General features: G+C 66.1%; 21 protein-coding genes. 11 read left to right on the top strand and 10 right to left on the bottom strand.

The genetic code is table 11. The features are described 5' to 3' along the window. Nucleotides 1-64 precede the first annotated feature (64 nt). Genes mnmC through CSAL_RS03630 form a run of 3 tightly spaced genes read left to right on the top strand, consistent with a single transcriptional unit; the run spans nt 65 to nt 4502 of the window. Nucleotides 65-2164 carry a bifunctional tRNA (5-methylaminomethyl-2-thiouridine)(34)-methyltransferase MnmC2/FAD-dependent 5-carboxymethylaminomethyl-2-thiouridine(34) oxidoreductase MnmC1 gene (gene mnmC / locus CSAL_RS03640; RefSeq protein ID WP_011506011.1) on the top strand — a complete coding sequence of 700 codons (2100 nt, stop codon included), beginning with the start codon at nt 65-67 and terminating at the stop codon, nt 2162-2164. Next, nucleotides 2161-4236 (top strand): NAD-dependent DNA ligase LigA, encoded by a 2076-nt coding sequence (gene ligA / locus CSAL_RS03635; protein WP_011506010.1) that lies wholly within the window; start codon nt 2161-2163, stop codon nt 4234-4236. Before mnmC ends, ligA begins: the two co-directional genes overlap by 4 nt. Beyond that, nucleotides 4233-4502 (top strand): YheU family protein, encoded by a 270-nt coding sequence (locus CSAL_RS03630; RefSeq protein WP_011506009.1) that lies wholly within the window; start codon nt 4233-4235, stop codon nt 4500-4502. Before ligA ends, CSAL_RS03630 begins: the two co-directional genes overlap by 4 nt. A gap of 76 nt (nt 4503-4578) precedes the next feature. On the opposite strand, the gene CSAL_RS03625 is transcribed toward CSAL_RS03630, so the two are convergent. Continuing rightward, nucleotides 4579-5892: a 2-hydroxycarboxylate transporter family protein gene (locus tag CSAL_RS03625; RefSeq protein WP_011506008.1), complete on the bottom strand. Its 1314-nt coding sequence runs from the start codon at nt 5890-5892 to the stop codon at nt 4579-4581. Between the two features lie 201 nt (nt 5893-6093). Between CSAL_RS03625 and dcuS the strand changes: the two genes are divergently transcribed. Next, the gene (dcuS, locus tag CSAL_RS03620) at nt 6094-7725 is read left to right on the top strand and encodes a DcuS/MalK family sensor histidine kinase (protein WP_011506007.1); all 1632 of its coding nucleotides are present in this window, start codon (nt 6094-6096) and stop codon (nt 7723-7725) included. A gap of 10 nt (nt 7726-7735) precedes the next feature. Next, a complete protein-coding gene (locus CSAL_RS03615; RefSeq protein WP_011506006.1) occupies nt 7736-8476 on the top strand; it encodes a response regulator in 741 nt (246 codons plus the stop codon). Between the two features lie 129 nt (nt 8477-8605). Here CSAL_RS03615 and zipA read toward each other — a convergent pair whose 3' ends face one another. Together zipA and smc are read right to left on the bottom strand one after the other, a co-directional pair. After that, nucleotides 8606-9877 carry a cell division protein ZipA gene (gene zipA, locus CSAL_RS03610; protein ID WP_011506005.1) on the bottom strand — a complete coding sequence of 424 codons (1272 nt, stop codon included), beginning with the start codon at nt 9875-9877 and terminating at the stop codon, nt 8606-8608. A 197-nt stretch (nt 9878-10074) separates the two neighbouring features. After that, complete coding sequence (smc, locus tag CSAL_RS03605; RefSeq protein WP_011506004.1) at nt 10075-13569, bottom strand: chromosome segregation protein SMC; 3495 nt, start codon at nt 13567-13569, stop codon at nt 10075-10077. A 194-nt stretch (nt 13570-13763) separates the two neighbouring features. Between smc and CSAL_RS03600 the strand changes: the two genes are divergently transcribed. Further along, on the top strand, nt 13764-14237 hold the full coding sequence (locus tag CSAL_RS03600) for a LexA family protein (protein WP_011506003.1): 474 nt from the start codon (nt 13764-13766) through the stop codon (nt 14235-14237). Further along, on the top strand, nt 14237-14860 hold the full coding sequence (locus CSAL_RS03595) for an IMPACT family protein (protein WP_011506002.1): 624 nt from the start codon (nt 14237-14239) through the stop codon (nt 14858-14860). Before CSAL_RS03600 ends, CSAL_RS03595 begins: the two co-directional genes overlap by 1 nt. Here CSAL_RS03595 and CSAL_RS03590 read toward each other — a convergent pair. The 3 genes from CSAL_RS03590 to CSAL_RS03580 all read right to left on the bottom strand — a co-directional run bounded on the left by CSAL_RS03590 (nt 14852) and on the right by CSAL_RS03580 (nt 18306). Next, a complete protein-coding gene (locus tag CSAL_RS03590) occupies nt 14852-16174 on the bottom strand; it encodes a sodium ion-translocating decarboxylase subunit beta (RefSeq protein WP_011506001.1) in 1323 nt (440 codons plus the stop codon). The genes CSAL_RS03595 and CSAL_RS03590 overlap by 9 nt on opposite strands. 10 nt (nt 16175-16184) lie before the next feature. Continuing rightward, on the bottom strand, nt 16185-17993 hold the full coding sequence (gene oadA / locus CSAL_RS03585; RefSeq protein ID WP_011506000.1) for a sodium-extruding oxaloacetate decarboxylase subunit alpha: 1809 nt from the start codon (nt 17991-17993) through the stop codon (nt 16185-16187). 70 nt (nt 17994-18063) lie between these two features. Next, the gene (locus CSAL_RS03580; RefSeq protein ID WP_011505999.1) at nt 18064-18306 is read right to left on the bottom strand and encodes an OadG family protein; all 243 of its coding nucleotides are present in this window, start codon (nt 18304-18306) and stop codon (nt 18064-18066) included. Nucleotides 18307-18396: 90 nt separating this feature from the next. Between CSAL_RS03580 and CSAL_RS03575 the strand changes: the two genes are divergently transcribed. Then, nucleotides 18397-19419, top strand: coding sequence for a tRNA dihydrouridine synthase (locus tag CSAL_RS03575; RefSeq protein ID WP_011505998.1), 1023 nt, complete (start codon nt 18397-18399; stop codon nt 19417-19419). Between the two features lie 77 nt (nt 19420-19496). Further along, nucleotides 19497-20207, top strand: coding sequence for a phosphatase PAP2 family protein (locus CSAL_RS03570; RefSeq protein WP_011505997.1), 711 nt, complete (start codon nt 19497-19499; stop codon nt 20205-20207). On the opposite strand, the gene CSAL_RS16855 is transcribed toward CSAL_RS03570, so the two are convergent. Both CSAL_RS16855 and CSAL_RS16850 read right to left on the bottom strand, forming a co-directional pair. Continuing rightward, the gene (locus CSAL_RS16855; RefSeq protein ID WP_187290069.1) at nt 20190-21371 is read right to left on the bottom strand and encodes a GGDEF domain-containing protein; all 1182 of its coding nucleotides are present in this window, start codon (nt 21369-21371) and stop codon (nt 20190-20192) included. The genes CSAL_RS03570 and CSAL_RS16855 overlap by 18 nt on opposite strands. Before the next feature lie 222 nt (nt 21372-21593). Then, nucleotides 21594-22685, bottom strand: coding sequence for a GGDEF domain-containing protein (locus CSAL_RS16850; protein ID WP_011505995.1), 1092 nt, complete (start codon nt 22683-22685; stop codon nt 21594-21596). A gap of 323 nt (nt 22686-23008) precedes the next feature. Between CSAL_RS16850 and CSAL_RS03555 the strand changes: the two genes are divergently transcribed. Continuing rightward, nucleotides 23009-23413 (top strand): DoxX family protein, encoded by a 405-nt coding sequence (locus tag CSAL_RS03555; protein WP_011505994.1) that lies wholly within the window; start codon nt 23009-23011, stop codon nt 23411-23413. A 22-nt stretch (nt 23414-23435) separates the two neighbouring features. On the opposite strand, the gene CSAL_RS03550 is transcribed toward CSAL_RS03555, so the two are convergent. Both CSAL_RS03550 and CSAL_RS03545 read right to left on the bottom strand, forming a co-directional pair. After that, the gene (locus tag CSAL_RS03550; protein WP_043557932.1) at nt 23436-24131 is read right to left on the bottom strand and encodes a uracil-DNA glycosylase family protein; all 696 of its coding nucleotides are present in this window, start codon (nt 24129-24131) and stop codon (nt 23436-23438) included. 84 nt (nt 24132-24215) lie between these two features. After that, complete coding sequence (locus tag CSAL_RS03545) at nt 24216-24656, bottom strand: VOC family protein (protein WP_011505992.1); 441 nt, start codon at nt 24654-24656, stop codon at nt 24216-24218. 114 nt (nt 24657-24770) lie between these two features. Between CSAL_RS03545 and CSAL_RS03540 the strand changes: the two genes are divergently transcribed. Then, nucleotides 24771-25310 carry a DNA-3-methyladenine glycosylase I gene (locus tag CSAL_RS03540; RefSeq protein ID WP_043557930.1) on the top strand — a complete coding sequence of 180 codons (540 nt, stop codon included), beginning with the start codon at nt 24771-24773 and terminating at the stop codon, nt 25308-25310. Nucleotides 25311-25332 lie beyond the last annotated feature (22 nt).

Here is a 25332-nt window from a genome sequence, read left to right as displayed (position 1 = left end):
TCGTCACGCCGCCTTGCCGATTTCGATCAATTTTTAACCAGCTCTTGATCTGGTAACGAGTGCCATGCCCGCCGTTTCGCGTCCCCTGCCGCCGTTGACCGCCCTCGCGCCGCCCGAGCTGGAATGGCGTGCCGACGACATCAGCGACGCGCCCTACGCCAGCGCGTATGGCGATGTGTATTTCTCGCGCCACGACGGCCGCGCCGAGACCGGTCACGTCTTCGTGGAGGGCAACCGCCTGCCCGAGCGTTTCGCCGCCTGGCGCGAGACACGGGCGTTCGTGATCGGCGAAACCGGCTTCGGCACCGGCCTCAACATGCTGTGTGCCTGGGCGTGCTTCGAGCGCCACGCGCCCGCCGAGGCCCGTCTGCACCTGGTATCCACCGAGAAATATCCCTTGCCGCGCGACGCCCTGGCGCGTGCGCTGGCGATCTGGCCGGACATGGCCGCCCGTGCCGGCGTCCTGCTCGACCAGTGGCCCGAGCCGGTCGGCGGCGTGCATCGGCTGTGGCTGTCGTCACGCGTGGTGCTGGACCTGCACTTCGGCGATGCCGCCGAGCGCCTGTCGCGTCTCGATGGCCGTGTCGACGCCTGGTTTCTGGATGGTTTCTCGCCGGCCAAGAACCCCGACATGTGGCAGCCCGAGCTGTTCGCGGCGATGGCCCAGGTCAGCCGCCCCGGCGCCACCTTCGCTACCTTCACCTGCGCCGGCGTGGTCAAGCGCGGGCTGCGCGATGCGGGCTTCACCTGGCGCAAGACGCCCGGCTTCGGCCGCAAGCGCGAGATGCTGTGCGGCGAAATCGCCGCGCCGCCGGATGACAGGCGACGCGCCTCCACGCCCTGGTTCACGCCGCCGCGCGCCCGCCCCGCCCGGCACGTGGTGGTCATCGGGGCGGGGCTCGCCGGCACCAGTGTGGCCGCCGCCCTGGCCCGCCGCGGGGTCGCGGTCACGCTGCTCGAGCGCGACGCCCCCGGCGCGGGCGCTTCCGGCAACCGCCAGGGCGCGCTCTACGTCAAGCTCGCCGCCGAGACCAATCCGCAGAGCCGTGTCTATCTCGCCGGCCTGCTGTACACGCGGCGCTGGCTGACCGCCCTCGACCCCGAGCAGCGCCTGTGGCAGGACTGCGGCGTGCTGCAGCTGGCACCCGGCGACAAGGAAGCCACCCGCCAGCAGCGCTTCCTGGCCCATCACGCCCTGCCCGAGCGCGTGCTGCACGGCGTGGACGCCGCCACCGCGAGCCAGGCCGCCGGCACACCGCTCGACGCGCCAGGGCTCGACTATCCCCAGGCCGGGTGGGTGCGTCCCGACCGGTTGTGTCAGCAACTGGCCGCAAGCCCCGGCATCACCCAGCGGCGCGGCGAGGCGCACGATCTGGACTTCGATGCCGACGCCGATGCCTGGCGCATCGCGCTGACCGATGGCAGCACGCTCACGGCCGATCATGTGGTCGTCGCCACCGCCCACGAGGCACCGCGCTTCACGCCTCTGGCCGGCCTGCCGCTCAAGCCGATTCGCGGTCAGCTCACCCACGTGCCGGTGCCCGCCGATGCGCCGTCATTGGCACGCGTGGTCTGCGCGGGCGGATATGTCGCCCCGGCGATGGAGGGCGTGCTCAGCCTCGGCGCGACCTTCGCCCCCGGCGATACCGACACCGCCGTGCGCACGACGGATCATGCGCGCAACCTGGACGAATTCACCGCCACTCTGCCCGCCTTCGCCGAGGCGCTGCGCGCGGCCGGCGTCACGCTCGACCCGGCCGCCTGCGAGGGCCGTGCCAGCCTGCGCGCCGCCAGCCCCGACAAGTCGCCCTATGCCGGGCCGGTGCCCGTGCGCGAGGCCTGGCTCGACGACTACGCCGTGCTCGGGGCCGATGCCCGCCGTGTGCCGTCCACCGCCGGCCGTCATCACCCCGGCCTGTGGGTCAGTGCCGCGCATGGCTCGCGGGGGCTGGCCAGCGCGCCGCTGTGCGCCGAGGTCATCGCCTCCCGCCTGTGCGACGAGCCCCTGCCGCTGGAACGCGAGCTGATCGACCATCTCCATCCCGGTCGACGTCTCATCGCCGATATCATTCGCGGAAACGCGACCCGCGGAAACGCTACACTATCGACGTCATCGCCGAACGATGACGCCCAGCCGTCACCGACCACCACCGAGACGCCATGAGTCAGATTCCCCAAGCGGTCCGCGAGCGGGCCGACACCCTGCACCAGCAGTTGGACGACGCCAACTACCAGTACTACGTCGAGGACGATCCCCGCATCACCGACGCGGAGTACGATGCCCTGCTGCGCGAGCTGCAGTCACTGGAGGCCGAGCACCCCGAGCTGAAGACGCCGGATTCCCCCACGCAGCGGGTCGGGGCGGCCCCCGCCGAGCGTTTCGAGGAAGTGACCCATGCCGTGCCCATGCTGTCGCTGGACAACGCCTTCGACGACGCGGAGCTGGCGGCCTTCGTCAAGCGCGTCGCGGACAAGCTCGAGTGCGACGGCGACACGCTCGCGTTTTGCTGCGAACCCAAGCTCGACGGCCTGGCGGTGGCGCTGGTCTACGAGAACGGACGACTGGTCCAGGGCGCCACGCGCGGCGACGGGCGTACCGGCGAGGATGTCACGCTCAATCTGCGCACCATCCGCTCGATCCCGCTCAAGCTGCGCGGCGACTCGATTCCGCCGCTGATCGAGGTACGCGGCGAGGTCTACATGCGCCACTCGGGGTTCGAGGCGCTCAACGATCGCGCCCGCGAAAACGGCGACAAGGTGTTCGCCAACCCGCGCAACGCCGCCGCCGGTAGCCTGCGCCAGCTGGATTCCTCGATCGCCGCCGCGCGGCCGCTGGAGTTCTGCGCCTATCAGGTCGCCCGGCTCGAAGGCGAGGATGACGCACACTCGCATTCCGATTATCTCAAGCGCCTGCGGACGCTGGGCTTTCGCACCAGCCCGCTGCTCGACGTGGTCAAGGGCGAGCGCGGCGTGATCGACTTCTGCCACCGCCTGGGCGAACAGCGCAACGGACTCGATTACGACATCGACGGCGCCGTGATCAAGGTCGACAGCCTGCGCGATCAGCGCGAACTGGGCTTCGTCTCGCGGGCGCCGCGCTGGGCCATCGCCTACAAGTACCCCGCTCAGGAGCAGACCACCACGCTCAACGACGTGGTCTTCCAGGTGGGCCGTGTCGGCACGCTGACGCCGGTGGCCAAGCTCGAGCCGGTCCAGGTGGCCGGTGTCACCGTCGCCAACGCCACCTTGCACAACATGGACGAGATCGAACGCCTGGGCGTGCGCATCGGCGATACCGTCATCGTGCGGCGCGCCGGCGACGTCATCCCCCAGATCGTGGGGGTCGTCGAGTCGCAGCGACCGGCCACGACACGCGCCATCGAGATGCCCGAGCACTGCCCGGTGTGCGGCTCGCAGACCGAGCGCCTCGAAGGCGAGGTCGCGGCGCGCTGCTCCGGCGGGCTGTTCTGCCCGGCCCAGCGCAAGGAGGCGCTGAAGCACTTCGCCAGCCGCCGCGCGCTGGATATCGACGGCCTGGGCGAGAAGTTGATCGACCTGCTGGTCGAGCGCGAATGGGTCAAGACACCGGCGGACCTGTTCCGGCTCGAGGCCGAGCGGCTTGCCGAACTGCCCCGATTGGCGGAAAAGTCCGCCAACAACCTGGTCAACGCGCTGGAAGCCGCCAAGCGCACCACCCTGGCGCGCTTCATCTACGCCATCGGCATCCGTGAAGTGGGCGAGGCCACCGCCGCGAGCCTGGCACGCCACTTCGGCTCGCTGCAGGCCTTGTCGGAGGCGTCGCTGGAGGCGCTGGAAGCGGTCGAGGACGTGGGGCCAGTGGTCGCCCGGCATATCCACACCTTCTTCCGCCAGCCCCACAACCAGGAAACGCTCGAGGACCTGCAGGGGGTCGGCGTCACCTGGGAAGAGGTCGAGATCGCCGGCCGTCCCCAGCCGCTCGCCGGCCAGACCTGGGTGCTGACCGGTACCCTGGAGAGCATGACCCGTGACGACGGCAAGGCGCGCCTGCAGGCGCTCGGCGCCAAGGTCTCGGGCAGCGTCTCCAAGAAGACCGCCGGCGTGGTCGCCGGAGAGGCCGCCGGAAGCAAGCTGGAGAAGGCCCAGAACCTGGGCGTGGAGGTCATCGACGAGCGCGAGTTCCTGCAGCGCCTGGCGCACTGGGAAAGCGCCTCCTCGGAAGACGCCCAGCCAACAGCCCCGGAGGACACACCATGAGCGGACGTTTCATCGAAGTCCCCTACCGCATGCTGCCGGCCGACACGCTGGACGCGCTGCTGGAGGGTTTCGTCACCCGCGAGGGATACGACACCACCGATGAAGGCGAAGGCATGACCGCCTGGGTGCGCGAGCTCAAGCGCCAGCTCGAACGGGGCGAACTGCTCATCGCGCACGATTTGCAGACGGAAAGCACCGAGGTCATGACCCTCGCCCAGTGGCGCGCTTTCGGGCGCGAGCTGGCCGACGACGAGGAAGAGGGCTAGGCCAGGCCCTGCCACGCAAAAAGGGCGCCACACAGTGGCGCCCTAGGATATCGCGGTGCACGTGGCGAGCCGCGTGTCAGGTGAAGAACATCGGCACGATGATGCTCGAGATCAGCAGGATCAAGGCGCCCCCCAGGCGCGAGGAGATCTGCGCGAAGGGCATCAGCTGCATGCGCTTGGCGGCAGACAGCACCGCGACGTCGCCGGTGCCGCCCATGTTGGCCATGCACAGGCCGGCGGTGATGGCCGACTCGATCGGGTAGAAGCCGACCAGCTTGCCGACCAGCCCCGCGCCGAAGGCCGCACCGGCCACCACGGCGAGCACGATCAATACATAGGTCGGGGTGATGGCCTCGATCACCTGTCCCAGGTCGGTGTAGGCGATGCCGATCCCGAACAGCAGCGCGAAGGTCCAGTTCTTGGCGACGAACTGGAACCACTGCGAGGCGGATTCGTTGACGCTCTCCGGCACCACGTTGGCGATCTTGAGCACAGCGACCAGGATGATCATCAGGGCGTAGGGATGCAGCGGAATGAAGCCACCCAGAATCTGCCCGGCGGTGAAGAAGGTCAGCGCCGCCACGACGCCGATGCCCAGCTTGGCGAGATCGAAGCTGCTCTTGCGCTCTTCGATTTCCACGCCCGGCATCATCTGGCCGTCACCGGTCAGTCCCGGGAACCGTTTGGCCAGGCCGTTGAGCAGGCCCGCGATGATGATCGCGAACACGTTGCCCAGAGCCAGCGCCGGCACCAGGATGGAGATGTAGTAGCTTGCCGGCTGCCCGAGAAGCTGTTCGTAGATCTGGCTCATGGGCACCGCGCCGGCGCCCATGCCGCCACCCAGGATCGGCAGGGTGATGACCACCAGGGCATCCTGCATCGAGAAGCCCATCAAGGCGCCGACGATGACCGCGAACAGCCCGGCGAAGAACACCGCGCAGATCAACGGCAGCGCGTAACGCGACCCGACCTTGACCAGGACCTTGGAATCCATGCCCAGGATGCTGCCGGTGATCAGGGCAGCGATATAGAAATTGAGAAAGCCGCCGCCTTTCATGAACTGGGTGACGTTCTCGGAGACGTCGGCGGGCAGCCAGTCGACATAGACCAGGGTGGCCGCACCGAAGATGGCCAGGATCGCGCCCCCGCCCAGGTAGCTCTTGATGATCGGCAGGCGATCGCCGATGAAGCCCAGCAGTTCACCGAGTATCATCATCACCAGCAAGGCGCCGATCATGCCGCTCGGCAGGGTGTCGGTGAACATGGCCACGACCATGACGGCAAAAGCGATGAAAAAGATCGGCAGCGGCATGCCGAAGATGTGCAACGCACCCCACGCGCGCGAAGCGTGCCGGGTGTCGTCCAGGGTTTGCGTAGCGGCACTGTTCATTGGCGTGCTCCATGTGTTGGAATCCGCCCGCGGGCGGAGAACGTGAACGCTGCCGAGGATAAGTGGCACACGCCATGAACCAAGCTTTGCCAACTTTTTAAAGCGTTTTGAAATTATTGAAAACGACGGTTTCTTGCGCGGCATAGACACCCACGCTTGGAAATTACACCAAGGTCGAAACCCATCCGATATGGTCCCTCGATGCGCCACCCGCGACTGCCCACGCCCCGCCTCAATGTTCTGATCTCGCTGCTCGTGGCCGCGACCGTCATCGTCACGCTGGGCGTCGCCCTGTGGCTGTTCGATGCCACCCTGCGCGATACGCAGGCCAGGGCGCAGGCCGACCGCGTCACCGACATCGCCCAGGTGGTAGCCACGCGGCGCGATGTGGCGCGTGCCTTGCAGCAGCGCGGCGATGCCACCGCGTTCGCGCCCGATAGCGACCTGCAAGGCGACATCGACGACTTGCGCCGCCGTCTCGACGTGGACTTCATCGTGGTCATGAATCATCGGGGCATGCGTCTGACCCACCCCGATCGCACGCGTATCGGCGAGCATTTCCAGGGCGGCGACGAGGGGCCGGCCCTCGAGGGCGAGCACTATGCCTCGCGGGCACAGGGCACGCTGGGGCTCAGCATCCGCGGGTTCGCGCCGGTCGTCGACGACGCCGGAGAGGTGATCGGTGCCGTCTCGGTGGGGGTGACGCTGGATACGCTGGGCGCGCGACTGGCCGACAATCGTCAGCACGTGATGCTCGGCATCGCCGTGTTGATGCTGCTGGGCACCCTCGGCGCCAGTTGGCTGGCACGCTATATCAAGCGCGTGCTGATGGGGCTGGAGCCGCACCAGATCGCTCGTCTGGTGGAAGAACGCCAGGCGATCCTCGGCTCGGTGCACGAAGGCATTCTCGCGGTGGATGTCGACGGGCGCATTACCCTGACCAATACCGCCGCCCATGCCCTGCTCGACCAGGCAGGCCTGGACACGCCGACGCTGGGCACGCCGATCACCGACTACCTGCCGCAGAGCGGCTTGCCCGCCGTGCTGCGCCACGGCCAAGCCTCGCTGGACCAGGAGGTCTTCATCAACGGCCAGGCGCTGCTCGCCAACCGCATGCCGATTCACCACCAGGGCCGGGTGATCGGCGCGGTGGCGACCTTCCGCGACAAGAGCGAGGTGCGGCTGCTGGCCGAGGAGCTGACCGGCGTGCGCCGCTACGCCGAGGCGTTGCGCGCCGCGACCCACGAGTTCAAGAACAAGCTGCACGTCATGCTCGGGCTGGTGCAGCTCGAGGCCTACCCCGCCCTGGCACGCTACCTGCGCGAGGTGGCGGATCATCAGGTCGCGCCGGGCACGGCGCTGGTCGAGGGCATCGGCGAGCCGGTGCTGGCGGGCTTTCTCCTCGGCAAGCAGAGCGAGGCCCGCGAGCGCGACATCACCTTGAGCATCGACGTCGAGGACGCCATTCCCCCGCCTCGGGAGCCGGCCATGATCCACACCCTGGTCATCGTGCTGGGCAACCTGCTGGAAAACGCCTTCGATGCCGTCGACGAGCGAGACGTCCGCCAGGTCACGCTGACCATGGGTGTCGACAGCGACCTGCTGTCACTGCATGTGCAGGATACCGGCCCCGGCATCCCCGAGGCCATGCGCCAGCGCATCTTCACCAGCGGCATTTCCTCCAAGGGGCGTCAACGCGGCCTCGGCCTGGCCATGGTCCGCGAGCATGTCGAGGCCCATGACGGTACCCTGACGTTGTATTCAGAACCGGGGCGCGGCACGCTGATCGAAGTCGCCCTGCCGTATCCGCCCCACCCCGACAGCGAGCAATGAGACCCGCGGAATGAGCGATACGCCACTGCACGTACTCATCGTCGAGGACGACCCCATGGTCATGCGCCTCAACGTCGAATACCTCAACCGCCTCGACGACGTCACCCTGGTGGCGCAATGCGGCGATGTGCCCGGCGCCCTGGATGTCCTGGAACGCGACGACGTCGACGTCATCCTTCTCGATGTCTACCTGCGCGGCCGCAATGGACTGGAAATCGTGCGCTACCTGCAGCGTCTGGGGCGGGATATCGACGTCATCCTGATCACCGCCGCCAGCGAGACCGAGACGGTACGGACCGCCCGACGCCTGGGGGTGCGCGACTATCTGGTCAAGCCTTTCGAGTTCGAGCGCTTCAAGGCCGCCGTGGAGGCCTGCCGACGCGTACGCGCCACCCTGGCGCACCTGCCCGAGCAAGCCGACCAGCGCGATCTCGACCGGCTCTTCCAGCCCGCCCGGCCGCGCCAGGCGACTCGCGGCGACGGCTTGCCCAAGGGACTCACCGCACCCTCGCTGGCGCAAATCGCCCAGGCCATTCTCGCCCTGGACGACGAGACCTTCACCACCGAGAGCCTGATGCCGGCGACGGGCATGTCGCGCGTATCGGTACGCAAGTACCTGAAACATCTCACCGAGCGCGGGGTGCTCGGCGAGTCGTTCCATTACGGGCAGGTGGGACGCCCCTCGTTCACCTATCGCTGCCTGGACGTCCCCGCTTTGCGTGCCTTCATCGACACGCCCGCGTCCCGCTGACCCGCAGCGTCGCGGGCGAGCCCGGTTCCTCCCGGCGTCGCGGCACGGCCTCGGCCACACGGGGTCGAACACGAAAAAACGGGACCCCTTGGGGTCCCGTCGGCGTCGTGAACAGGCAAGATCGCGGCGCTAGTTGGCCTGATAGCGATGCAGGCGGTGGCGACGTTCGAATTCCTGCACGCGCTGGCGTGCGAATTCCACGGTCTGCGCCGTCATCACGCTGCGGTTCTCGTCCTTCAGCTCACCGCCCAGATTACGCACCAGCACCATGGCGGTCTCGAACATGGCCTCGAAGGCCGCCGCGCTGTCATGGGCACTGGGAAGCGGCATCAGGAAGGTGACCCCGGGCGTGACGAAGTCGTCCATGCCGTCGAGATCGAACACGCCGGGCTTGAGCACGTTGACCATCGTGAACTGCAGGGCGCTGTCGTCCGATTCGGTCTCGAAACGATGGAACACCCCCATTTCATGACAGTAGCGCAGCCCGCAGGCCAGCATCAGGTTGAGCAGATCCGGTCCGTGGAAGCCCCCTTCGTCGCGTGACAGCACGCTGATGACGATGACTTCCTCGGCATCCGACAAGGCGTCGCGCGCCCGTTCGGCATGCACCGGATTGCGCTTGGCGCGCTCCACGGCCGGATGGTCGGTGACCACGTCCTGCTGACGGGTGTCGACCTCGGCGGCGTGAGGCGGCGCCTGCGTCTCATGTACGTCCTCGTCGGCGGCAGTCGCAGTGGCGCGGAAGGCTGGCGCCTCCTCGCCGGCCGCGGGCCTTGCCGGTGCCTCCCGGTGCCGCGCGGCATCCTCGCGTGCCGAACGCGGCGACGCGGCGGCCGGCGCCTGCGATTGGCGCTCCGGCTCGTGCGCGGATGGCGCCGCCCCCAGCGTCGGCTCGTGATGCGGATGTTCATCGGCATCGTCACGCTCGTCGTGCTGGAACGATGCCGTGAAGCGCTGGGCCGACGCACTCATGCGCTGCGCACCCGCTCGCATGGCGTCCTTCATGCCACGCATGCCGGGCCGCCGACTCTCGGTCGCCGATTCCTCCTGCGCACGGTCATGCCCCCGCTTGAGCACGCTGGGCCTGAGTTTTTCCTCAGGAATACGCTCCTGACGCAACGGCGACTCCGGGCGTACCGGTTCGCGCTCGCCGCTGCGGGTGAAGGTCGCGTCGCCGACGACGCGTGCCCCACCATTGGGCAGCTCCCAGTTGATTTCGGCCTCGCGGGCCGCTTTTTCCGGATCTTCCTCCTCGGCGTCCCTGCCCTCGGCACCCTGACTGTGCGTCGCCTGGTCGAGGCGCGGAACGCGGCGCTGGCGCTGGAGACGACGGACACCGTCGATCACGATGGTCGTCACCAGCACCAGCCCCAGGATGATCAGCCACTCTCTTAGTTCCATGGGTCGTCTTGCCTGTTCGCTATTGGCGCCATGATTAAAACTCGTTCGTGAAGAAGCATAGCGCGATTAACAAAAAAAGGGCCACTTTTTTTGAATGTCAAGTAGTTCCCTTAGCTCAGAGCAATCACCCTTCATTATCCCTGTCGAAGCTCACCCAAAAGCGTTGGTAACCCTTTTGGCGATTTTCTGCAAGTCATTCATGCGTCCGCCAGGGCCGCCGCCTCGTCGATTCCCACCGATACCAGCCGTGACACACCGGGCTCCTGCATCGTCACGCCCATCAATCGTTCGGCAGCTTCCATGGCAATCTTGTTATGCGTGATGTAAATGAACTGAACACTCTCGGACATTTCCTTCACCAACTTGGCATAACGTCCCACGTTGGCATCATCCAGCGGCGCATCGACTTCGTCCAGCATGCAAAACGGAGCCGGATTGAGCTGGAAGATCGCGAAGACCAGCGACAGTGCCGTCAGCGCTTTTTCTCCCCCGGAGAGAAGATGGATGGTGGTGTTTTTCTTGCCCGGCGGCCGCGCCATGATGGCCACGCCCGTCTCTAACAAATCCTCGCCGGTCAGTGTCAACCACGCGGCCCCGCCGCCGAAGACCTTGGGAAAAAGTTCACCGAAGCCTTCGTTGACTTGATCGAAAGTCTGCTTGAAGCGCGTTCGCGTTTCCTGATCGATGCGCCGAATCGCCTTCTCCAGGGTCTCGATGGCCTCGCTCAGTTCGGCATGCTGGGCCTCGAGATAGTCACGGCGCTCGGCCTGCTGGTCGTACTCCTCGATGGCCGCCAGGTTGATGGCGCCCAGGCGGCGGACCTTCTCGGCGATCTCGTCGAGCCGGGTCTGCCAGGCCGATTCGGTGGCGTTGGGATCGAGCCCTTCCTGAAGACCGGCGACATCGTGCCCGAGTTCCTCGAGCTGTGCATCCTCGGCATCGGCCTTCAGCTTCAGGGCCTGAACCTGCATGCGCGCTTCCTCGAGCCGACCGCGCAAGCCATCGAGATTGCGCTCGTGTTGCTGACGCTTGGCTTCGGTGTCGCGCAGTGTCTCGGCCAGCTGATGGGCACGGTCACGGGCGGCATTGAGCGTCGCTTCCTCGCGACCCCGACGGTCGAGCAGCTCGTCGAGCCGTTCACGGGTTTCCTCTTCCGGCTCGCGCAGCGTGGCACGCTGCTCTTCGAGCATGGCGAGCTTCTCGGCCAGGCGCGCGCGCTGATCGTGCGAGCGCGCGGTCTGCTGCTCGAGCCCGGCACGCTCCGTCTCCAAACGCTGACGCTCCATCGCCAGCTGCTGTTGCCGCTCGCGCGCGGGCGCCACTTGCTGGCGCAGCGACTGGGCTTTCTCACGTGCCTCGCGACGCTTCTTCTCCAGCGACTCGCGGGTCTGGCTGTTGGCATCGACGTCGTGCATGGCGGCTTGCCAGCGCTCGCGCGTTTCCTCGAGTTCCAGACGCCGCTCGGCATGACGTTCGGTCAATTGCGCGATCTCGTCATCGAGTTCGCGGGCACGTGCGTCGAGTTGCTCCAGGCGACTGGCCAGCCCCGCCTCGCGCGAGGCCACCTGCTGGCGACGCTGGCCCAGCTCGCGCTCGCGCAGACGCAGGGATTCGAGCTCACCGGCGCTGCGCTCCACGGCCTCGCGCGACGTCTGCAGGCGCTCCTCCAGGGTCTCGAGCGAGGCCTCGAGCGCCGCGATGTCGGCCTGCAGGGTCTCGCGGCGACGCCGCTGCACCAGCACGCCGTCGCTGCTGGCCTCCTCGCCTCGACGACGCACCCAGCCGGCCCCCAGCCAGAGTCCGCTCGGCGCGATCACGCTTTCCCCCGGCGCCAACTCGTCGCGCAGCGCCCAGGCGCTCGCCTCGTCGTCGGCACACTGCACGGTGTCGAGCCAGGACTGCAGGGCGCCCGCACCTTCGACCTGCGCCCCCAGAGTGCCGGCCCAGGGCGCACCGGCGTCGCCATCGAGCAACGCCAGTTCGGCGGGCGGCGCGGTACCCAACAGCGCGGCCATGGCCGAGGCATCTACCACCCGCGCCTTGAGCCAGGGGGCCAGGACCCACGCCACCGCCGTCTCCCAGGGTTCGGCGACCTCCAGGCGCTCCGCCAGGCGCGGCGCCTGTTGCATGCCGTGTTGCGCCAGGTGCGCATCCAGCGCGGCATCGTCGTCGGCCAGCGCCGCGTCGAGCAGGGCCTCCACCGAGGCCAGCTCGCCTTGCAGACGGCTCAACTGCGTGCGCTGGGCATCGCGCTGGGCGGCGGCATCGTCGAGCCCCGCCTGGGCCTGCTCGCGTTGCTGCTGTAGACCGTCGCGCTGGCTTTCCAGGGCTTCCTGATCGAGATCCAGTGCCGTCAGCTGCTCGCGCAATTCGCTGCGCTCGTCGCGCAGCGCATCGACATCGGGCACCTCCTCGCGTTGCTGGCGACGCTTGTGGATCTGGGCGTCGAGCTCGGCGATGGCGTTTTCGAGGCGCCGCACGTCATCCTGGGCACGTTCGGCACCATGCGCCACGTCGCGGTCGCTTTCGTTGAAGCGTTCCCACTCCTGCTGCGCGGCGGTGGCTTCCTCGTCGGCGGCATCCAGCGACTCCTGGAGCATTTCCAGGGTTTCCTGGGCCTCCTCCAGCTCGGGCGCGATGCTCTCCAGGCGCTCGTCCAGGGCCGCGCGACGCTCGTCGTCGTGGGCGCCCAGCTGTTCCAGCTCGGTGAGCTCGCGACGGGCGTCGTCGATGTCCTGGGCAAGTTGCTGATCGCGCGAACGGGCGTGTTCGATGGACTGCTCGATGCGCGCGATGGCGGCGCCGGTCTCGTAGAAACGTGCCTGGTGGGCCTCCAGTTCGGCGGCGATTTCATCATGCGCCAGGCGCGACTCTTCCAGTTGGCTCTCGCATTGGCGCTGACCGAGGATCTCGCGCTCGACCTGGGTTTCCAGCTCGCGTACCTGGCGCTCCTGGCCTTCCTGCTGGCTGCGCAGCGCCCGGCCGCGCAACAATGCCAGTTCGCCCTTGAGACGATACTCGTCGTCCTTGAGGGTCTGATAACGGCGCGCGGCATCGGCCTGACGCTTCAGGCGCTCGAGCTGCTTGTCGAGCTCTTCGCGAATGTCGTCGAGTCGCTCGAGGTTTTCCTGGGTGCGGCGCAGGCGGTTCTCGGTTTCGCGACGGCGTTCCTTGTACTTGGAAATGCCGGCCGCTTCCTCCAGCGTCGAGCGCAGCTCCTCGGGACGCGCCTCGACCAGCCGCGAGATCATGCCCTGCCCGATGATGGCGTAGGAGCGCGGCCCCAGCCCGGTCCCCAGGAAAAGATCGGAGATGTCGCGACGGCGACACTTCTGGCCATTGAAGAAGTAGTTGGACTGACTGTCGCGGGTGACCTGGCGCTTGACCGAGATCTCGGCGTACTGGGCATAGGCGCCGCCCATGGTGCCGTCGCTGTTGTCGAATACCAGCTCGATGGAGGCCTGGCCCACCGGCGAGCGTCCGGTGGAACCGTTGAAGATGACATCGGTCATCGACTCCCCGCGCAGCGTCTTGGCGGAGGATTCGCCCATCACCCAGCGCACGGCGTCGATGATGTTCGACTTGCCGCAGCCATTGGGGCCGACGATGGCGGTCATGTTGCCGGCGAACGGCACATTGACCGCATCGACGAACGACTTGAAACCGACCAGCTTGATGGACGTGAGGCGCATGCGCAGCCAGGATTCCTAACTAAACAGTGAGTCGTGGCCCGGCGGCGCCGGGCCATGAGAGCCCGCAGTCTATCCGAGGCGCGGGCGTGGCCCAAGCCCCTCGCGCCCAAACCCCATCGTTCGAGACATCGCCGGGATTTGCCGCCTCGCCCCGCCTTGCTATGATGCCGAAGGATCATCCGAGGGAGAGGGTCATGTCGCACGTTACGCCGCACTATCTGCAGCGCCTGCCGAACCTGCCACTGTCGGACGCCGCCTGGGAGGAAATCGACGCCACCGACTTCGTCGAGATTCCCCTGCTGGGCGTGGTTGCCGCCGGCCTGCCCATGGAGGCCTGCCGCGACGACGAGGCCATTCACGTGCCGTCGCGCATGGTTCGTCGCAACACCTACGCGCTGCGCGTGCGTGGCGATTCGATGATCGACTGCAACATCTTCGATGGCGACATCATCATCATCGAGCGTTTCGAATCCGCCGAGAACGGGGAAACCGCCGTGGTGTTGATCAACAATCAGGAAGTCACCCTCAAGAAGCTGTTCATCGAGAAATCCGGCGTGCGCCTGCAGCCGGCCAACGATGACATGCCGCCGATTTATCTCAAGAACGACGACGTCCAGGTGCTCGGCCTGGTGATGGGCGTGATGCGCCACGCCGCCACGAGCCACTGATGCGTTACGAAATCCCCGACCTGGCGCCCGGCGAGCATCTGGAACACGAAATCGAGATCGAGAAAAGCCGTTTCATCACCTGGACGGCGTTCGTGCCTGACCCAGCCAGTTTCGAGGTCCTGCTGACACGGGCACGGGAGGCACATCCCAATGCCAGCCATCACTGCACGGCCTACATCGCCGGTGCCCCGGGCGAGCAGAACGCCATCGGCTTTTCCGACGACGGCGAACCCGGCGGTACCGCGGGGCGCCCCATGTATCAGGCATTGGAAGGATCGGGAATGGGCCAGGTGGGCTGCGTGGTGATTCGCTACTTCGGCGGCACCAAGCTCGGCACCGGCGGGCTGGTACGCGCCTACACCCAGGCGGTGGTCAAGGCGCTGGAACGGTTGCCGCGCCGCGCCTTCGTCGAGCGTCGCCCGCTGACGGTGCGCGTCGATTTCGCCGGCGAGGCCATCGCCCGGGAATGGTTCGCCACCCAGGATGCGCGCGTGGAGGGAGCCGACTACGCGGGCGATGGCGTCACGCTCGACGTGGCCTGGCCCCGCGAACGCGACGCCGACCTGAGCGAGCTGACGTCGCGTCTCAAGGGGCGGCTCACCCGGCTCGATGCTTCAACCTAGGTACTTGATCATCACCCCCGCCGCCACCGCCGACCCGATGACGCCCGCCACGTTGGGCCCCATGGCGTGCATCAGCAGGAAATTCTGCGGGTTGTGACGCAGTCCCTCCTTGTTCGAGACCCGTGCCGCCATGGGCACCGCCGAGACGCCGGCCGAGCCGATCAGCGGATTGATCGGCTCGCGCGTCAGGCGATTCATCAGCTTGGCCATCAGGACACCGCAGGCGGTACCGATGCCGAAGGCCACCACGCCCAACGCCAGAATGCCCAGGGTCTCCACGGTGAGAAAGCGATCGGCCACCAGCTTTGACCCCACGGACAGCCCCAGGAAAATGGTGGTGATGTTGATCAGCGCATTTTGCGTGGTATCCGACAAGCGCTCGACCACGCCGCATTCGCGCATCAGATTGCCGAAGCAGAACATGCCCAGCAGCGGCGCGGCATCCGGCAGGCAGAGCGCGACCAGGATCAGCAAGACCAGGGGAAAGAAGATCTTCTCGGTCTTCGAGACCGGCCGCAGCTGCGTCATGGCGATGCGGCGTTCCTTGTCGGAGGTCAGCGCGCGCATGATCGGCGGCTGAATCAAGGGCACCAGCGCCATGTAGGAATAGGACGCCACGGCGATCGCCCCGAGCAGCTCCGGTGCCAGCAGGCTCGAGACATAGATCGAGGTGGGTCCGTCGGCGCCGCCGATGATGCCGATGGCGGCCGCCTGCTTGAGAGAGAAGTCCATGACGCCCAGTGCCGATAGCGCGACCGCGCCCAGCAGGGTGGCGAAGATGCCGAACTGGGCGGCGGCGCCCAGGAACAGCGTCTTGGGGTTGGCCAGCAGCGGACCGAAATCGGTCATCGCCCCGACGCCCATGAAGATCACCAGCGGGGCCACGCCGGAGGCGATGGCGACGCTGTAGAAATTGTAGAGCATGCCGTTGGTGTATCCGGCGCCTTCCGCCACGTCTCCCGCCGCGCGCAGCACCGCCGGTGCGGTATCGCCGTGCAGCGCCTGGGTCAGGCTCGCCCGCCAGGTTTCGATGCCCGCCCCCGGGGTGAGCCCCACGTCGAGTGCCCCGGCCAGGGCGCGCAGCACATCGCCGCCACCGAGATGCACGGCCTGCTCCGCCGCGGACAGCGCCAGCCCCGCCTGGGGAATGTTGGCGAGTATTCCCCCGAAGCCGATCGGTACCAGCAAGAGCGGCTCGAAGCCCTTGCGGATGGCCAGAAACAGCAGTACCAGCCCGACGAGAATCATCGCCGCCTGGCCGATGCTCATGTTGTAGAGGCCCGAGCCTTGCCATAGGCCTAGCAATTTATCCATGCGACGCGCCTCACAAACGGATCAGTTCGTCACCGACGGCGACGCTGTCGCCCTCCTTGACCGCGACGGCGGAGACGGTGCCCGCTTGTGCCGCGCGCACTTCGGTTTCCATCTTCATCGCCTCGAGGATGATCACCACATCGCCCTCGGCGACGCTGTCGCCGGCGGCGACATTGACCTTGAAGATGTTGCCGGCCAGCGGCGCAGTGATCGCCTCGCCGCTGGCCGGCGCAGGCGCCGCCGCGGGCGACGCGTCCGCCCGGGCAGCCACCTGCGAGACCTCGCCGCCCTCGGCCACCTCGACCACGTAGGCCTTGCCGTTGACAGTGACGGTATAGGTTTCAGGCGCGCGGGGCGCGGCGGACGGTGCCGTGGCAGGCGACTCGTCACGGGATGGCGGCGGCGTCTCCCCCGGCGCTTGCGGTGCCGGCTCGAACGCCGAGGGGTCGTCACGGTGGGCGAGGAACTTGAAGCCGATCTGCGGGAACAGCGCGTAGGTGAGCACGTCGTCGGTCTCGCGCTCGCCCTCGGCCAGACGTACCGCGTCCGTCCCGGCCTTTTCCTTGAGCTCCGCCGCGAGGCGTTCCATCTCCGGCGCGAGACGGTCGGCGGGTCGGCAGGTGATCGGCTGCTCTCCCGCCAGGGCACGCGCCTGCAAGTCCGCATCGAAGGGCGCCGGCGCGGCGCCGTATTCACCCTTGAGCAGCGCCTGCACCTCCTTGGAGATCGACTGATAGCGGCTGCCCATCATCACGTTCATCACCGCCTGGGTCCCGACGATCTGCGACGTGGGCGTGACCAGGGGAATGTACCCCAGGTCCTCGCGCACGCGGGGAATTTCGCCGAGCACCTCGTCGAGCCGGTCTCCCGCGCCTTGCTCCTTGAGCTGGCCTTCCATGTTGGTGAGCATGCCGCCGGGCACCTGCGCCACCAGGATGCGCGAGTCGATGCCGCGCAGTGAGCCTTCGAACGCCGTGTATTTCTTGCGCACCTCACGAAAATAGGCGGCGATGTCCTCGAGCAGCTCGAGGTCGAGCCCGGTATCGCGCGGCGTCTCGCGCAGCATCGCCACCAGGGACTCGGTGGGGCTGTGGCCGTAGGTCATCGCCATCGACGAGATCGCCGTGTCGACGGTGTCGGCGCCGGCCTCGACGGCCTTGAGCAGCGTCGCGGTGGAAAGCCCCGTGGTGGCATGGCAATGCACATGGATGGGCAAGGCCACGGTCTGCTTGAGCCGCGAGACCAGCTCATGCGCCATGTAGGGCGTCAGCAGACCGGCCATGTCCTTGATCGCCAGCGAGTGCGCGCCCATGTCCTCGATGCGCTTGGCCATGTCCAGCCAGCTTTCCAGGGTGTGCACGGGGCTCACGGTGTACGCCAGGGTGCCCTGGGCATGTCCCTCGCAAGCCACCACGGCCTTGAGCGCGCGTTCCAGATTGCGGGTGTCGTTCATGGCGTCGAAGACCCGGAACACATCCACGCCATTGGCCCGGGCACGCTCGACGAACGCATCGACCACGTCGTCGGCGTAGTGCCGATAGCCGAGCAGGTTCTGACCTCGCAGCAGCATCTGCTGCGGGGTGTTGGGCATGGCTTCCTTCAGAGCCCGAATACGCGCCCAGGGGTCCTCGCCCAGATAGCGAATGCAGGCGTCGAAAGTCGCGCCGCCCCAGGATTCCAGCGACCAGAATCCCACGCGGTCGAGTTTCTCGGCGATGGGCAGCATGTCGTCCAGGCGCATGCGCGTGGCGAAGAGGGATTGGTGCGCGTCGCGCAGCACCACGTCGGTAATGCCCAGCGGACGTTGAGTATCGCTCATGGCCCTTCCTGATTGTGAAGAATGAGGGGTCTTGTCGAAGCGTGTCGATGCGCGGCGGCGAGAGGGTCGCTCAATCGCCGTGATGACGGCGGTAACGCTTGACCGCCGCGCCGATCACCGCCAGCAGCTCGGGATCATCGGACGGTGCCCGGGCGCTTGGCGACGGAGAGGGCGCCTCGAGCGGCGCGAAGCGCATCACCAGCCGCGACATGCCGCTGGTCGCCGCGACCAGCAGCGTCAAGAACACGAACACGAAGCCCATGCCGAAAGCCATCAGGCTCAAGCCTTCCTGCAACAGCAACGAATCGGACATTGGCGTTTTCCTTATCGTCCGGAGGTAATGACATAATACCCTGCCCGATTCGCGGGATTTTGCAATGACACCAAGGGTGATGACGACGACATGACGCAAGTGGCCAGCGGGCGCATCGGTCTGGCACCGATGGAAGGGGTGATCGATGTGGTCACGCGTGAACTGTTGAGCGCCGACGGTGCGCTCGACTGGACGGTGACCGAGTTCGTGCGCGTGGTCGACACCCGTCTGCCGGCGCGGGTATTCCTGCGTCACTGCCCGGAGCTGGAAACCGCCGCTTGTGCCACTGCCTCCGGCACCCCGGTTCACCTGCAATTGCTGGGGTCCGATCCCGAAGCACTGGCGGCGAACGCAGTGCGTGCCCAGGCGCTCGGCGCACGCCAGGTCGATCTCAACTTCGGTTGCCCGGCGAAAACCGTCAACCGCCACGACGGCGGAGCATCGTTGCTGCGCCAGCCCGAGCGCGTCCACACCGTCGTGCGTGCCGTTGCCGAGGCATTGGCACCGCTGGGCATCGCCGTGACCGCCAAGATCCGCCTGGGCTTCGACGACAAGCATGTCGCGCTGGCCTGCGCCGAGGCCGCCGAGAGCGGGGGCGCGGCCCACCTGGTCGTGCACGCCCGCACCCGTCGCGAAGGGTATCGGCCGCCGGCCCACTGGGAATGGATCGGCAGGATACAGGCCCGTCTGTCGATTCCGGTGATCGCCAACGGCGATATCTGGACACTGGAGGATTACTGGAAGGCTCGCACCCTGTCGGGGTGCGCGGACGTGATGCTGGGTCGCGGCATGCTCGCCGACCCCTGGCTGGCACGCCGCATCAAGCATTGGCAACGCCACGGCGAGATGCTCCCGGCGACGCCCTGGTCGGCCCGCGCCGAGATACTCCATGCCTATGCCCAGCGCATGCGCGCGCATTTACCCGAGAAGGTCGTGGTGTCGCTGCTCAAGCAGTGGCTCAACCAGATGCGCGGACGTCACGAGGAAGCCGCCCGGCGTTTCGCCGCCTTGCGGCGACGCACCGAGCTTGCCGATTTTCTAGCCGGCCTGGGGCCAATGACGCCTGCCACCGACACTCAGCCACGGGTCGATGCGAGCGGTGAACGGGCCTGATGCCGAATTATAAAACACTGTTCACGATAACGGCGGCGCGGTAGAATTCTCACCTCACTCACACTGTTCGCACGCTCATGAAAATCACGCGCATCGCCTACTACAATATGCTGGGGCTGGTTCTGCTCCTCAGCTGGTGGTGGCCTCACCTCCCGCTGTGGACGACCCTGGACGACGACGTCTTCTGGCTCTTCAACCGGACGCTCTCGATCGCCGATCATCCGCTGTGGACGACCTTGGTCGCCATCTTCAACAACCGCGGCTTCGATGCCGTCAGCTTCTTGATCCTGGCGGCGATCTTCACCTGGGCGGTACGTCGGGACCCGCGCCCGCAACGCCTGCAGCGCTGGATCGCCATCGGCCTGACCATGCTGATCACCGCCGGTCTGGTGAGCCTGCTAGTCAACAAGCTGGTGACGTACGGTCACCCCAGTCCGACCCTCACCCACGCCGGCGTCCATCTGCTCTCCCAGGAAGTGCCTTTCGCGACCAAGGACGCCTCCGGCAACAGTTTTCCGGGCGATCATGGCCTGATGTTGATGACGTTTGCTGCCTTCATGTGGCACTTCGCCGGACGCCGAGTGGGGCTGGTCAGCGTCGCGGCGGTGATCGTGCTGAGTGCACCCCGCATCATCGGTGGCGGCCACTGGTTCAGCGATGTCTACATGGGGGCCCTGGCCATCGCCCTGCTGACGCTCCCCTGGGTGCTGTGCACCGCCTGCGCCGCGCGCCTCAGCGAGCGGCTTCAGCATGGGCTCGCCCGCTTGATGTCACGCCTTGATCACTGAATCGTCATGCCGCCGAGGGGGCGAGAACGCACAGGCCTCCGCCCCTTCGGCGATTCGCTGATCGGGAAGCGGCGACAGCGTCTCGAACGCGTCCCATGCCATGACGCGATCGCGCCCGGCATGCTTGGCGGCGTACAGCCGTCGGTCGGCCAGTTCGATCATCTCGCCAAGCGTCGCGGCTTCATCCTCGGCCGCGATGCCCTGGCTGACGGTCATGCCAAGCGACTTGTCGGGCAATGCCAGGGGCTGCTCGCGTACCAGCGCGGCGATACGCTCCGCCACCGTCATGGCGGCACCACGCGTCATGCCGGGCAGCAACAGCATGAATTCCTCGCCACCGTAGCGGCCCAGCATGTCACCTTCTCGCAGGCCCTGCTGCAAGCAGTTCACCAGGTGACACAGGGCTGCATCCCCCGTGGCATGGCCATGCAGGTCGTTGAAGCGCTTGAAATGATCGACGTCCAGCAGCACCAGCGCGAAGGGACACTGCGCGCGACGCCAGCGCTCGGCGATGGACAGGATCGCACGCCGGTTGAGCGCGCCGGTCAACATGTCGTGCAGCGCCTCACGGCGGTAGGTGCGCTCGAGGCGCTCGGTGACGCCTTCCAGCCCCATGAGCACACCGCCGAACAGCATCCCCATCATGGCCAGATTGATCCATAACAGCCCCGTGGCCATGGCCGGAGAAAGAGACGCCGGCGGCATGTCGCGGTGCACACTGATCAGCAAGATGCCTACCACACCTATCAGCAGGCATGACAAGACGATCTTGCAGGCCCGAGGCAGGGCGCTGATATGCAGCACCAGCAATGCCAGCCCTACATAGAATTCGAACCCGACGCCGGCGCCGTAGAGACGGATGGCCTCGCAAATGAGGACCACCATCACCGCCCATAACAGTCCCGCGCCCCATGCCATGTGGCCTCGAAGATGCAGACCGCGTGCGATCAGCGTCACAATCAGACTGGCCAGCACGATTCCCACCGGCCAAGGATGCCCCAGCCAGAGAAACAACGGCATCATCAAGCCGGCATAGGCCACCAGCGCCATGCCGTAAAGATGGGCGAAAGTGTCGAAATAGCGACGGCGTTCCGGTGGCAAAGGACAGCGCGGCGGCAGCGGCGGCCCTCCTTCGCCCCATGGGCGATGTAGACGTAGTGGCATGATCAACGAATCCCTTTTCATTGCGTTAGGCCACGTCATGCGACGGACCTTCCCCTGCATCGATTCCCTAGCAAGGTTAGCCAGACTCGGCGTATCAAAAGGACGATTCGTGTATGAATTTAGCCACTTTGCGGCATGAAATTCGTCAAACGCCAAATAAGCAAAACGCCATGTTGCATGCACCGTTGCGCTCGGCTATCCGTACTAGACTCACGGTTCCGCTCAGGCCGTCGTCTCGACGGACTCCAGCTCGCCCATTACCAACTGATCGCGGCCAGCGGACTTGGCGCGATACAGGCGACGGTCGGCCAGATCGATCACCTCGGATAGCAAGGCCGCTTCGTCGGAAGCGGCAAGCCCCATGGAAAACGTGACGGGCAGCGTCAGCGTATCCAGCTGGCAGGGACGATCCGACAGACACTGCCGAATGTGCGCCGCCACCGCGAGCACCTCCTCGCGTTCGCTTTCGGGCAGCACGATCAGGAACTCCTCTCCGCCGACACGTCCCAGCCGATCATGCTCCCGCAAGGCACCCCGCAGGGTGTTCGCCAGGTGACGCAGCACTTCATCTCCAGCCGTATGGCCGTATTCGTCGTTGATCTGCTTGAAATGATCGGCGTCGAGCAACAGCAGCGTGAAGTGGCGTTGCTGATGCCACAGCATGTCGGCTTCGTGGAAGATGGCACGACGGTTGAGCACCGTGGTGAGATAGTCATGGGTGGCGTCGCGCCGGAAATGATGTTCGCAGCGCTCGGTGATCACGTGCAGTCGCCACATGATCAGCCCAAGGACCAGGAAGACTGCCACCAGGTTGATGATCTGCAGTTCCTGGTGCAAGGCAGCACCACCCGCCATCCAGGGAGTGGCAAGCGGTGCCAGCGTCAGGGTCGCCACCGCGACGCTACCGATCGAAACGCTCATCGCGACCTTGTAACGCGCCCCCATGTCGCTGATCAGCATTTCGCACAGCAGCAGGAAAAAATAATACTCGAACCCGGCGTCAGGGCCGAGCCCGAATATGCTCAGCGACAGCACCACCAGCGTGACCGTCATCTTGACGGTCATCGCGCGTCTCAGCTGCAAGCGCCGGTGCAGCATCAATGCCACCGCGTTGGCCGCCACGCAGGCCAGGTTCAGGAGGGTCACCCAAGGCATCTGCAAGCCGATCAGGACACAGGCATATGCCATGTGTCCCAAGCTCGCGATCAAGAAGATCTGCGACATGACCTCGTAACCGCGTCGCCGCTCCAGCGGCAGCCCCCCCGGGGCATCGCACGACCACTGCCAGAGCCGTAGCCAGGCCCATGAGTTCATTTGGATATCCCTTTCTGCCCGCGCCGCGCTGCGCAATGGCAACGCAATGTCCCCACCTCCGAACCGGCATCGGGGCAAGGATCGTTGTGGATCGCCACCATGTAACGGCATCCCGCCAGTTAGGTACCTTTTCACTCGGGCCCGCTTCCAGCGGCATTGACTAAGAAAGCTTAGCCAATATGCGCTCAAGCGCTAGCAAAACGTAAATAAATGTTACCCGTATGTCGCCATATGGCGTCACTAGTGGCTTCCGGGTGAACATGAGAAGGTTGGCGGCTGGCAAGCATGCCGACTTTCATGACCTATCAAGGATGCCGACCTCCATGTCACGACTACTACATCATGACGACCTGGGAAAATTGCTCCTGCGCCTGGCCGTGGGGGGGTTGATACTTCTACATGGCATCGACAAGCTGCTGAACCCCGCCAGCATCACCGACATCGGCAACATGCTCGATGCCATGGGCGTCCCGGTTTTCCTGGCGTATGGCGTGCTGATCGGGGAAATCGTCGCACCTTTGATGGTGATTCTCGGCTGGCAGGCACGCATCGGCGGTCTGTTGATGGCCGGCAACATGCTGGTCGCGTTCGTGCTGGTGCATCACGACGAATGGCTGGCGCTCAACGCCCAGGGCGGCTGGGCGCTGGAGTTGCAGGGGCTGTTCCTGATCGGCGCGCTGGCGATCGCTTTCATGGGAAGCGGGCGCCTGGCGATGCATCCCGACTGACCCGCTCTCTCGGTCCCGGCCGTCAGGATTCGGGCGGGACATCCAGGGCGGCCAGGCGCGCGGCCAGCAATGCCGGAAAACGCTTGAACCAGGTCTGATTGAGTGGCGAGGGATGCGGCAGCGGCGCCAGGCGAAACTCGCCCCCGCGCCCGTCGGGCAGGAACAGCGGCGTCGTGTGCACGGCCTCGAAACGGTCCTCGCGGGCCCAGAAGGCCTCGAGTTCGCGCTTGATATCGCGAGGCTGTCCGATGGCAAACCACAGGAAGGCCTCGCGCCCCAGCGTGATCAGCGTCCGGCCCTGCCAGTGATCGATCAGAAGTTCCGCCATCAAGGGCTGAAAGCGCTTCTTGACCGCCATCGACCATGCCTTGTTGCCACGTGGCTTGTAGGGCACGGTATTGGCCCAGAAATACTGCCGCCCCACGTCGAGCGATGCCTGGAAATCGGGCAGCGCTTCACCGTATCGGTGGCGGTAGAGCTCGGCGCGCACTTTCTGTCCACCACTGCCCACGAAGGGCTCGCCATGTTCGACTTCACGGCGCCCGGGATCGCGCCCGAAGAAACCGAGCGGCGCCGCACGCGGCCCCAGGCCGATGATCGGCTCGCATGGATCGCGACCGTAAGTGCGATACACGTCGAGGTCCACGCCCTCGAGCGCGTCGGCTTCGCGACGAAACGCCGTGCGTAACGCCGGGGGCAAGGTTACGTCTTGCGACATGCGGAGATTCCTTTCTCGCCTTGCAGGCAATATCGATGATGCCGCGCCCGGCATCGTTTCCTCGCGGGGCGCGGCATGGCTCGCTTACCAGCTTCCGGTATTTTCCATCGAGGCCCACGGCTCCTGTACGGGCAGCGCATCGCCTTTTTGCAGCAACTCCACGGAGATGCCGTCCGGCGAGCGGACGAAGGCCATGTGACCGTCGCGCGGGGGCCGATTGATGGTCACGCCGTTGTCCATCAAGTGCTGGCAAAGCGCATAGATATCCTCGACCCGATATGCCAGGTGGCCGAAGTTGCGTCCGCCCGTATAGGTCTCGGGGTCCCAGTTGTAGGTCAGCTCCAGCTCGGGGGCCTTCAACTCTTGCGAGCGCTGCTCGTCGTCGGGCGCGGCAAGGAACACCAGCGTGAAGCGGCCCTTTTCGTTCTCCTTGCGGCGAACCTCCTTGAGGCCCAGCAGGTCGCAATAAAAATGCAGCGACGCGTCGAGATCGGCGACACGAACCATCGTATGCAGGTACTGCATGGTAATCTCCCCCTGATGTTATGCAGGCTAAACGTCAATGGTAAACCAGCCCGGCGATTGCCGCGAACGCTGGACCGCCCGGACCGCTTTGTTCATGCTTTCACGAGGCTCTCGATGACGACGTATTGCGACCACGCCCCCGGCCACCCGTTCCATGGCCCGTATCATGACAACGAATACGGATTTCCCGTACGCGACGACGATCGACTGTTCGAGCGCCTGATCCTGGAAATCAACCAGGCGGGCCTTTCCTGGCTGACGGTGCTCAAGAAGCGTGAGGCCTTCTCGGCGGCGTTCGATGACTTCGTCGTGGCACGCGTCGCCGCCTACGACGACACGCAGAGGGCGCGCCTGCTCGCCGATGCAGGTATCATCCGCAATCGACGCAAGGTCGATGCCGCGATTCACAATGCCAACGTGATACTGGCATTGCAGCGCTCGCACGGCAGCTTTGCCGCCTGGCTCGATGCACATCATCCGCGTTCGCTGGACGAGTGGGTGCGCCTGTTCAAACGCACCTTCCGGTTCACGGGCCCCGAGATCGTCAACGAGTTCCTGATGAGTACCGGCTACTTGCCGGGCGCGCATCGCGACGATTGCCCGGTGCAACGCCAGGTCATCGCACGGCGACCACCGTGGCGCGACGCGACCTGACAGCGCATCGAGACGTCCCGCA

The organism is Chromohalobacter israelensis DSM 3043 (genome assembly GCF_000055785.1).
Taxonomy (GTDB): Bacteria; Pseudomonadota; Gammaproteobacteria; order Pseudomonadales; family Halomonadaceae; genus Chromohalobacter; species Chromohalobacter israelensis.
The sequence above is the reverse complement of the archived record's forward strand: the minus strand, read 5'-3'. Positions and strand labels throughout refer to the sequence as shown.

Excerpts from the sequence above, each read along its gene's own strand:
- smc (WP_011506004.1), bottom strand. The coding sequence starts at position 13,569 with ATGCGCCTCACGTCCATCAAGCTGGTCGGTTTCAAGTCGTTCGTCGAT.
- CSAL_RS03550 (WP_043557932.1), bottom strand. The coding sequence starts at position 24,131 with ATGTCGCAAGACGTAACCTTGCCCCCGGCGTTACGCACGGCGTTTCGT.
- CSAL_RS16855 (WP_187290069.1), bottom strand. The coding sequence starts at position 21,371 with ATGCCACTACGTCTACATCGCCCATGGGGCGAAGGAGGGCCGCCGCTG.
- CSAL_RS03570 (WP_011505997.1), top strand. The coding sequence starts at position 19,497 with ATGAAAATCACGCGCATCGCCTACTACAATATGCTGGGGCTGGTTCTG.
- CSAL_RS03555 (WP_011505994.1), top strand. The coding sequence starts at position 23,009 with ATGTCACGACTACTACATCATGACGACCTGGGAAAATTGCTCCTGCGC.
- CSAL_RS03615 (WP_011506006.1), top strand. The coding sequence starts at position 7,736 with ATGAGCGATACGCCACTGCACGTACTCATCGTCGAGGACGACCCCATG.
- dcuS (WP_011506007.1), top strand. The coding sequence starts at position 6,094 with ATGCGCCACCCGCGACTGCCCACGCCCCGCCTCAATGTTCTGATCTCG.
- ligA (WP_011506010.1), top strand. The coding sequence starts at position 2,161 with ATGAGTCAGATTCCCCAAGCGGTCCGCGAGCGGGCCGACACCCTGCAC.
- CSAL_RS03540 (WP_043557930.1), top strand. The coding sequence starts at position 24,771 with ATGACGACGTATTGCGACCACGCCCCCGGCCACCCGTTCCATGGCCCG.
- CSAL_RS03625 (WP_011506008.1), bottom strand. The coding sequence starts at position 5,892 with ATGAACAGTGCCGCTACGCAAACCCTGGACGACACCCGGCACGCTTCG.
- CSAL_RS03600 (WP_011506003.1), top strand. The coding sequence starts at position 13,764 with ATGTCGCACGTTACGCCGCACTATCTGCAGCGCCTGCCGAACCTGCCA.
- CSAL_RS03630 (WP_011506009.1), top strand. The coding sequence starts at position 4,233 with ATGAGCGGACGTTTCATCGAAGTCCCCTACCGCATGCTGCCGGCCGAC.
- zipA (WP_011506005.1), bottom strand. The coding sequence starts at position 9,877 with ATGGAACTAAGAGAGTGGCTGATCATCCTGGGGCTGGTGCTGGTGACG.
- oadA (WP_011506000.1), bottom strand. The coding sequence starts at position 17,993 with ATGAGCGATACTCAACGTCCGCTGGGCATTACCGACGTGGTGCTGCGC.
- CSAL_RS03590 (WP_011506001.1), bottom strand. The coding sequence starts at position 16,174 with ATGGATAAATTGCTAGGCCTATGGCAAGGCTCGGGCCTCTACAACATG.
- CSAL_RS03575 (WP_011505998.1), top strand. The coding sequence starts at position 18,397 with ATGACGCAAGTGGCCAGCGGGCGCATCGGTCTGGCACCGATGGAAGGG.
- CSAL_RS03580 (WP_011505999.1), bottom strand. The coding sequence starts at position 18,306 with ATGTCCGATTCGTTGCTGTTGCAGGAAGGCTTGAGCCTGATGGCTTTC.
- CSAL_RS03595 (WP_011506002.1), top strand. The coding sequence starts at position 14,237 with ATGCGTTACGAAATCCCCGACCTGGCGCCCGGCGAGCATCTGGAACAC.
- CSAL_RS03545 (WP_011505992.1), bottom strand. The coding sequence starts at position 24,656 with ATGCAGTACCTGCATACGATGGTTCGTGTCGCCGATCTCGACGCGTCG.
- mnmC (WP_011506011.1), top strand. The coding sequence starts at position 65 with ATGCCCGCCGTTTCGCGTCCCCTGCCGCCGTTGACCGCCCTCGCGCCG.
- CSAL_RS16850 (WP_011505995.1), bottom strand. The coding sequence starts at position 22,685 with ATGAACTCATGGGCCTGGCTACGGCTCTGGCAGTGGTCGTGCGATGCC.